Here is a 6,267-nt window from a genome sequence, read left to right as displayed (position 1 = left end):
CAGCCAGCGCAGCGCAGAAATACCCTTGCCAACGGAGAGCCGTCCACACAGGGGTTCTGGCACAGACGTTCGGCAATCAGATCGCCATGGAAGCCAGCATGAACGGAATTCTTCCGTTCGACGACTGGGTTTCGCGGAACACCATGAAAGCCCATGCCATGTTCGGCAATCAGGGCGTCCGTCCGGCTGCGATCTGGCTGGCGGCGCTTCACCCGCGCGCGCTGGACTATCTGGAACAAGCGCCCGTGCTGGCGCTGGCGGCGACCTTCGGCGGGAAGGCGTCCAAGCGATCCGAACGGGCCTATGTGGCGATGAACTTCAAGCCGCTGGTCGAACGGGGCGCGCGGCTGAAGGACGTCATGAAGGCGTTCCGCGTCGCCTATCCGCTGCGATCCATATCCGCGAAGGCGATCCGCCCCGGCGTCTGGGGCGTGCTTCAGGCGATCACGCGGCTGGTCGATCCTTCGACGATCAGCCAGTCCATTCCGGAAGCCCCCACGCGACACATGCACTGGCTGGGCGATCTGGACATTCTCTGGACCATCCTTCAGCGCCGCGCGCCCGACGAACAGTTGAACGCGCCGATCCTGCGCTGGGCAATGCTGGCGCTGTCCCGGCACGGGCGAACCCCTGATCCGGCGGAAGGGATGCAATCGAACCAGATCGCCGACTTCCTGATCTGCAACCGCGACCAGTGGAACGCCCGGTGGACATGGGAACGCATGATCCGGGAAGCCGCCGACTGGCATGAAGCCCTTGCGAACGCCCAGATCGACCGGATCAATGACGGCAAGTATGACACGGACGTCGCCTATCGCGGCTTTCCGACGGAAGTCACCCTGTCCGGGTTCGAATTCCACGCGCTGCGATCCCTTCGCGCGCTAGTCGTCGAAGGCAAGGCGATGCACCATTGCGTCGCCAGCTATTACCGCGACATTCAGTCGGGCCGCGCCCGGATTTATTTGATCCGCAAGGACGGCCGGCGCGTCGCCACGGCGGAATTCGCGGTCCTTCCCGGTCGCGCCCGCGCGGTCCAGATCAAGGGCGTCTGCAACGCCCGTCCGCCGAAGGACGTGATCGCCGCCGCCGACAAGTTCGCCGTTTGCGTCACGGAAGCGGGCACGAATAACCCGACGTCCCTTCGCGGACTTCCGGCGGCGACGCGCGAAGCGTTCACCGCCGCACGGGCACAAGGCGCGCGGCTATGACGAAGCGGGCGATCTTCCAGCCCGCCCGGCGCGGCGGCAAGAGCTGGGCGGCGGCGCTGGCTTCAGGCGATCAGGCCAAGCCTAAGAAGGCGGCACGCGCGCCGCGTCCGCGCCCTGATCCCAAGCCGATTGACGACATTGCGGACCTTCCGCCGGGACCGCGCGTGATCGTGCCCTTCCCGCCGGTCGAGCTGTCGCCGAACTGGCGCGGGCACTGGTCGAAGAAGTCCCCCGTGACGAAAGCCTATCGTCGCTTGTGCTGGGCGCTGGCGCTGCAAGCCGGGCTGAAGGTTCCCGCCTATGCGGCTGGCGGTGCCCAGATCGTCGTCCGGCTGGACTTCTTCCCGCCCACGCGAGCCAGTCGCGACGACGACAACATTCCAGCCAGTTTCAAGGCGGGGCGCGACGGGATCGCCGACGCCCTGAAGTGCGACGACGCCCGGTTCCGGACCGTGCCCGTCCTTCGCGCTGAACCGCGCTCTTGCGTCGTCGTGACGCTGGTCGATCCCGATCACGGGAAAGCGCCATGACGGCGGCGCTGATCTGTTCCGATTGCGGCGGCGCGCTGGCACCTTCGAAGCAACGCAAAGGCACGCGCTGCAAGAGCTGCACCGCGCGCGCCATGTCCCGCGACCCGGCAACGCGGGCAAAGATCAGCGCGGCCATGCGGAAGAACTGGTCCGATCCGGATCAGCGAGCCGCGCGCGTGGCGAGTATGACGGAAGCCAACCGCCGCCCGGACATGATCGAACATCGCCGGGCGCTGGGCAAGGCGCTGAACAATATCGGGCGCTTTGCCCGCCCGCTTCCCGCCGGGCACCCTTCGCGCGTCCAGGCGGGCCGGACACTTACCGAACGGCGGCTGGCATGGTGCCCGCCAGCCTACCGCCAGACTTACGCCCGATTGACGGAAATCGACGGCTTCCGGGCAAAGGAAGCGCGCGCAATCGTGGAAGGCCAGATCGCAGCCGATCTTGCGGCCATGCGGAAGGGACGTCTTTCGCCCAGCCAGTTCATGGCGGCGCGGGAAGCCGCGCGCTGGATCAAGGATCGCGCCGTCGTTCCCGCTAGTGAGAAGGCGGGCCGCTAATGCGCTATCTATCAGTCTGTTCCGGCATTGAAGCCGCGACGGTCGCTTGGCACCCGCTGGGCTGGACCCCGGCTGGCTTTGCCGAAATCGAACCCTTCCCCCGTGCTGTTCTGGAACAGCGTCACGGCGCGGTCGCCGTGGACTGGGATCACCGCTGGCAGGAAGGGCAGAACTTCGCCCCCCTGTTCGGCGACTTCACACAGATCGGACCCGAACATGTCGGACCAGTTGACCTTCTTGTCGGCGGAACCCCCTGTCAGTCGTTCAGCATCGCGGGAAAGCGTCTGGGACTGGACGATCCGCGCGGCAACCTCGCAATCGAGTTCCTGGCGCTGGCTAAACGAATTGGCGCCCGCTGGCTGGTCTGGGAGAATGTCCCCGGCGTCTATTCAAGCTGGTCCGGTGAACCGGACAATGAAGCGATTGCCGAATGGACAGAAACAGCAGACTTCGCCGAGTTCCTCAATCTCTTTCGGGAATGCGGGTATCGTGGAGCCTGGCGGACTATTGACGCTCAATTTGTGCGAGTGGACGGGTTCGGCAGGGCTGTCCCCCAGCGTCGGCGACGTTGCTTCCTTGTCGGACATTCTGGAAACGACGCCCGTGCCGTCACGGTATTATTCGACCCCGAAAGCCTGCGCGGGCTTGCTGAACCGCGCCGAACGGCGGGGCAAAGCGCTTCCGACACACTTGGAAGCGATCCTGAAGGGGATTGCGGCGCTGGAAGGCACGGGGGACCGGGAAGCGGCCTGATCAGCGGAACCGTGTCGTCGAAGTGGGCGAAGGGTTCCGGCGGGCCGTCGGGCGACGAATGCCAGAACCTTGTCGCCGTGCCCTTCGACACGACACAGATCACGTCCGCGTCGAACTTCAGCAATCCCCAGCCCGGCGATCCCTGTCACCCGCTGGCGGCTGGGGCGCACCCGCCGCATGTGGCGTTCGCCTTCCAGTCGCGGATTGCGCGCAACGGTCGCGGACAGCCTGAACCGATCTGTCCCGCCCTGAACGGCGCGGACGCGGGGGCGACTAGCGACATGCGCCCGCTGGCGGCGATCCCGGCGGTGAACGGCTGGACGGTCCGGAAACTGACGCCCCGCGAATGCGAACGGCTTCAGGGCTTCCCGGACGACTTCACGGCGATCCGCTGGCGCGGGAAGTGCGCGCCCGACGGGCCGCGATACAAGGCAATCGGGAACAGCATGGCGGTCAACGTCATGCGCTGGATCGGCGCACGGATCGCGCTGGTCGAACAGGCCGTCGAAGAAGCGGCTGGACGGGGGAAATCATGAAATGGCGCGATTGTGTGCCCCGGCCTGAAAAGACCGAGAGGCTAAACCCGACGCGTGAACAGCTTCGCGCGATGCAGCAAGAGAACAAGCGGTTTCCGGTGGATCGGCTTGTCGAAATTCCGCGCGCCGAATGGCCGCATCATCGCGACAATCTGATCCGGGCGCTACGGAACCGCGATTTTCTTGTTCAGGTGTTCGCGGAGCCGGGGGACGTAGTTCGCCTGTCAATCCAGCGTTGTGCTTTCGACCGGGCGTCGGGGCGATGGGTTGACGGGATCACCTGGGACGATCTTCAGCACCTTAAGACGCTGGCGGGCTACGGCGACCGCGTTGGGCTGGAAGTCTATCCGCCGGACAGGGACGTCGTGAATGTGGCGAACCTGCGCCACCTATGGCTTGTCCCGGACGTCCCCGCTTTCATGTGGCGGCGCGCATGAGCTGGGAAACCCAAAGCTGGGCGGCGAAGCAACGCCCCGGATCGGCGTCGGCGAAACTGGTCCTTCTGGGGCTGGCGTCGTGCGCCGACGCCAATCATTGCGCCTTCCCGTCGATCCAATGGCTTTGCGACTTCAGCGATCTGAACCGGAAGACCGTAATCGGCGCGCTTCAGCGGCTGGAAGACGGCATGTTTCCGCTGATCGAAGACACGGGTGAACGGCGCGGACGGACCGGACAGGTGAAGGTCTATCGGCTGGCAGCGGCGGAAGCCGGGGCGTCGAATGATCCCGCGTCGGAAACAGTCCCAAAAGCGGAACAGTTCCAAAAGCGGAACAGTTCCGTTTCTGGATCGAAACAGTCCCAAAATAGGGACACGGAACCTGTTTCTAACCTTCTTCCCCCCTTATCAGCTTACGCTGATAAGACCCCCGCCCCTGATTTTGACAATGGATCGGAAGGGGAAGAACCCGCCCCGGCTGGTCGCACCGGCAAGCGCGGGACAAGGGGATCACGGCTTCCGGACGACTGGTCGCCCCCGCCGGTCGCCGATCTGTCCCCCATGGCCGGGAAGCTGGTCCAGCAATGGCCGTCGGGTGCCTATGAGGCGGTTTGCGAGACGTTCCGGCTGCACTGGCAGACGGAGACGCGGGCAATCGGCTGCAAGCGCGACTGGAACGCGGCGCTGGCGAAATGGCTGATCAATGATCATTCGAAGATCATGCGCGACGCCAAGGCTGGCGTGAGTTTCGCGCACCTTGCCCTAGCGCGCCCGTCTAGCGGCAAGCCCGCCGCCCCGCTGTCCAAGCCGGTCGCCGCGAAGGCGCGCGAAGACGGACGATCCGGGGCGATCCACAAGGCGCTTCGCCGGGAACTGGGCGGCGCGCTTTATGACACATGGATCGCAAACGCGGCGCTGATCCACGATCCGCCCGGCGTTGTCGTCGTCGTCGGAAGTGAGTTCGCGCGCGCGTGGATCGAAGACCGCTTCCAATCGAAGATCATGGCGGCGTGCCGCGCCGTCCTTGGGTCCGGCGTCCGCTGGGTCCGCTTTCAAGTCGAAACCGCACACATGGAAGGAGCTGGGCGATAATGGGCAAGGCGAAAAAGAAGAACCGGGCACGGCGCACGGGCGGGGCGAATACGGCCGGCAACATGCACCCGGTCTTGAAGCAGGCGATCAGCAACGGCGCGCGGCTGGACCGGGGCAGCTATGAAGTCGCCGAAGTCCAGAACCCTTACGGCGAAGTGATCATCCGGGGGGAAATTCGGCGACACAAGGCTGTCCGCCGCGTGCCGCGCTTCGAAACCCTCTATCGGTCCAAGGTGATCGACCGGACCGTGTTCGCCTGTCTCGAATGGTATGCGGACCGGCTGGCAATGGCGCAATCCGGCCTGATCAAGTGCGGCCTGGACGTGTCCGGAAGCGGCGGCGGATCGGCGTTCCACCATATCCCGACGACGCAAGCGGCCATGGAAGCGCGGTCGGACGTGGATTGGGCGCGCGGCTTTATCCCTGACAATGATCTTCGCCAGGTCTTCGACGGCGTAATGGGCAGCATGGACGCCGAAGGCGACGACACGTTCGAAGCAATCGGCGCGGCGGTCTATCCGCACGTCTGCTCGGACCGGGCGAAGCGCAAGGCCAGTTCGGCGTTCAAGATCGCTGCGAACTACTTGCTGGCGGGGATCGGCGCGCGCGTCGTCGGGCTGGCGGACGCGGCTTGACAACGCACATGGAAGTGATACCTGTCAGTCATTGTTCAAAGTTGCGCCCGACGCCCTTGTCTTTCGACTGGGCTTCCGGGCGTTTCTTGTAAGTGCCCTTCGTGGCGAAGCGTCCCCCCAATTTGAAAACTGGCACCCCGTCCGGCAAGCGCCGGGGGTGGGCTGGCACCACGCGAGGAACGCGGAAACAGCGCGGCTATGGCTGGGCATGGGATCAGCTTCGCGCCCGCATCCTGAAGGGTGAACCTCTCTGTCGTTCATGTCGCAAGGCTGGGCGATCTGTCGTCGCCACGACGGTCGATCACATAGTCCCTAAGCACCGGGGCGGCACGGACGACGAAAGCAATCTGCAAAGCCTATGCGATCCCTGCCACAAGGCTAAGACGGCAAGGGAAGGGCGCAAGGCGCGGACCTGACTGCAAACGCGAACAGATCAAAGCGGGCGATCCCGCCCCAGATCGACCGTAAGCGTCCGGTGAGGACCGTCGCATACGATGGCCGCTTTCGGGACGAGGGC

General features: G+C 65.0%; 8 protein-coding genes. All 8 read left to right on the top strand.

Features of this window, described 5'->3' with window-relative positions; genetic code table 11:
• Positions 1 to 98 precede the first annotated feature (98 nt).
• The 8 genes from AX708_RS10950 to AX708_RS19915 all read left to right on the top strand — a co-directional run bounded on the left by AX708_RS10950 (position 99) and on the right by AX708_RS19915 (position 6,166).
• Entirely contained in the window at positions 99 to 1,208 is a 1,110-nt protein-coding gene (locus AX708_RS10950) for a PcfJ domain-containing protein (RefSeq protein WP_197425920.1), read from the top strand.
• Positions 1,205 to 1,738 carry a hypothetical protein gene (locus tag AX708_RS10945; protein WP_066526640.1) on the top strand — a complete coding sequence of 178 codons (534 nt, stop codon included), beginning with the start codon at positions 1,205 to 1,207 and terminating at the stop codon, positions 1,736 to 1,738. The genes AX708_RS10950 and AX708_RS10945 overlap by 4 nt, the downstream gene beginning before the upstream one ends.
• Entirely contained in the window at positions 1,735 to 2,298 is a 564-nt protein-coding gene (locus AX708_RS10940; protein ID WP_066526641.1) for a hypothetical protein, read from the top strand. The genes AX708_RS10945 and AX708_RS10940 overlap by 4 nt, the downstream gene beginning before the upstream one ends.
• Positions 2,298 to 3,587: a DNA cytosine methyltransferase gene (locus AX708_RS19925; RefSeq protein WP_082745446.1), complete on the top strand. Its 1,290-nt coding sequence runs from the start codon at positions 2,298 to 2,300 to the stop codon at positions 3,585 to 3,587. Before AX708_RS10940 ends, AX708_RS19925 begins: the two co-directional genes overlap by 1 nt.
• On the top strand, positions 3,584 to 4,024 hold the full coding sequence (locus AX708_RS10925; protein ID WP_082745447.1) for a hypothetical protein: 441 nt from the start codon (positions 3,584 to 3,586) through the stop codon (positions 4,022 to 4,024). The genes AX708_RS19925 and AX708_RS10925 overlap by 4 nt, the downstream gene beginning before the upstream one ends.
• Positions 4,021 to 5,115 (top strand): DnaA N-terminal domain-containing protein, encoded by a 1,095-nt coding sequence (locus AX708_RS19920; RefSeq protein WP_197425921.1) that lies wholly within the window; start codon positions 4,021 to 4,023, stop codon positions 5,113 to 5,115. Before AX708_RS10925 ends, AX708_RS19920 begins: the two co-directional genes overlap by 4 nt.
• Positions 5,115 to 5,750: a hypothetical protein gene (locus tag AX708_RS10915; RefSeq protein WP_066526656.1), complete on the top strand. Its 636-nt coding sequence runs from the start codon at positions 5,115 to 5,117 to the stop codon at positions 5,748 to 5,750. Before AX708_RS19920 ends, AX708_RS10915 begins: the two co-directional genes overlap by 1 nt.
• 92 nt (positions 5,751 to 5,842) lie before the next feature.
• Positions 5,843 to 6,166, top strand: a complete 324-nt coding sequence (locus AX708_RS19915; RefSeq protein ID WP_082745449.1) for an HNH endonuclease signature motif containing protein — start codon at positions 5,843 to 5,845, stop codon at positions 6,164 to 6,166.
• Positions 6,167 to 6,267 lie beyond the last annotated feature (101 nt).

It is taken from the genome of Erythrobacter sp. CCH5-A1, assembly GCF_001557115.1.
In the GTDB taxonomy this organism is placed as follows: Bacteria; Pseudomonadota; Alphaproteobacteria; order Sphingomonadales; family Sphingomonadaceae; genus Erythrobacter.
Note: the sequence above shows the minus strand (reverse complement) of the source record. Positions and strands in the feature narration are given on the sequence as shown.

Coding starts and splice junctions, on each gene's coding strand:
- AX708_RS10950 (WP_197425920.1), top strand. CDS start 99: ATGAACGGAATTCTTCCGTTCGACGACTGGGTTTCGCGGAACACCATG.
- AX708_RS10945 (WP_066526640.1), top strand. CDS start 1,205: ATGACGAAGCGGGCGATCTTCCAGCCCGCCCGGCGCGGCGGCAAGAGC.
- AX708_RS10940 (WP_066526641.1), top strand. CDS start 1,735: ATGACGGCGGCGCTGATCTGTTCCGATTGCGGCGGCGCGCTGGCACCT.
- AX708_RS19925 (WP_082745446.1), top strand. CDS start 2,298: ATGCGCTATCTATCAGTCTGTTCCGGCATTGAAGCCGCGACGGTCGCT.
- AX708_RS10925 (WP_082745447.1), top strand. CDS start 3,584: ATGAAATGGCGCGATTGTGTGCCCCGGCCTGAAAAGACCGAGAGGCTA.
- AX708_RS19920 (WP_197425921.1), top strand. CDS start 4,021: ATGAGCTGGGAAACCCAAAGCTGGGCGGCGAAGCAACGCCCCGGATCG.
- AX708_RS10915 (WP_066526656.1), top strand. CDS start 5,115: ATGGGCAAGGCGAAAAAGAAGAACCGGGCACGGCGCACGGGCGGGGCG.